Annotated in this window: 1 protein-coding gene and 2 rRNA genes; 1 reads left to right on the top strand and 2 read right to left on the bottom strand. The window is 65.4% G+C overall.

What is annotated here, in order from left to right:
- On the top strand, positions 1–328 hold a 328-nt coding region (locus tag E5082_RS33450; RefSeq protein WP_208766244.1), incomplete at its 5' end, for a hypothetical protein.
- Positions 329–657: 329 nt separating this feature from the next.
- On the opposite strand, the gene rrf is transcribed toward E5082_RS33450, so the two are convergent.
- Positions 658–774, bottom strand: a 5S ribosomal RNA gene (gene rrf / locus E5082_RS19405).
- A 111-nt stretch (positions 775–885) separates the two neighbouring features.
- Positions 886–991 (bottom strand): 23S ribosomal RNA (locus E5082_RS19400); the annotation flags it as partial.

The raw sequence follows: 991 nt of genomic DNA, 5'->3' as shown, positions 1-991 counted from the left end.
CACCACGACGGTCGTCGTCGCGGCGGAAGGACGGGCGGTCGCCGGAGCGCTCGTCGCGGCGGAACGACGGGCGGTCGCCGCCACGGTCGTCACGGCCACGGAAGCCACCACGGTCGTCACCACGACGGTCGTCGCGGCGGAAGTCACCACGGCTGTCGTCACGACGGAACGAGGGGCGGTCACCGGAACGCTCATCGCGGCGGAAGGACGGACGGTCCCCACCACGACGGTCGTCGTCGCGGCGGAACGACGGGCGGTCACCACCACGGTCGTCACGGCCACGGAAACCGCCACGGTCGCCACCACGGCTGTCTTCACGGCGGATTGACGGACGGTCATCGCGGCGGAAGCCGCCACGGTCGCCGCGGTCGCCACCACGGTCACTGCCGCGGTCGCCGCGGTCGTCGCGGCGGAAGGACGGACGGTCGCCGCCACGACGGTCGTCGCCACGGTCGTTGGACCGACGCGGGCCGGCGCGGTAGCCGCCACGATCACCGCGGTCACCACTGTCCCGTCGCCGCTGATCGCGCTCCGGTCGGTCGTCGGGAGAGTTGGTGGACATCGGGTGACTCCTGTCTTCGGGTACCACAAGCATTGTAAAAACAAAAGGACCCCTGGTCCCAGCTGAACGCTGGGACCAGGGGTCCTCCAAAGATTGTTCGGCGGCGTCCTACTCTCCCACAGGGTCCCCCCTGCAGTACCATCGGCGCTGTGAGGCTTAGCTTCCGGGTTCGATATGTAACCGGGCGTTTCCCTCACGCTATGACCACCGAAACCCTAATGGTTTCGAGCGAACAAGCACACTTTTTATTTGTGAGTTCGAGTTCAGCTCTGAACCGGCAACTGTTCGTTGCCTCAGAACTTACACAGTGGACGCGAGCAACTGAGGACAAGCCCTCGGCCTATTAGTACCAGTCAACTCCACCCGTTACCGGGCTTCCATATCTGGCCTATCAACCCAGTCGTCTACTGGGAGCCTTACCCTCTCAAG

This window comes from Streptomyces griseoluteus, from assembly GCF_004784465.1.
Taxonomy (GTDB): Bacteria; Actinomycetota; Actinomycetes; order Streptomycetales; family Streptomycetaceae; genus Streptomyces; species Streptomyces griseoluteus.
Note: the sequence above shows the minus strand (reverse complement) of the source record. Positions and strands in the feature narration are given on the sequence as shown.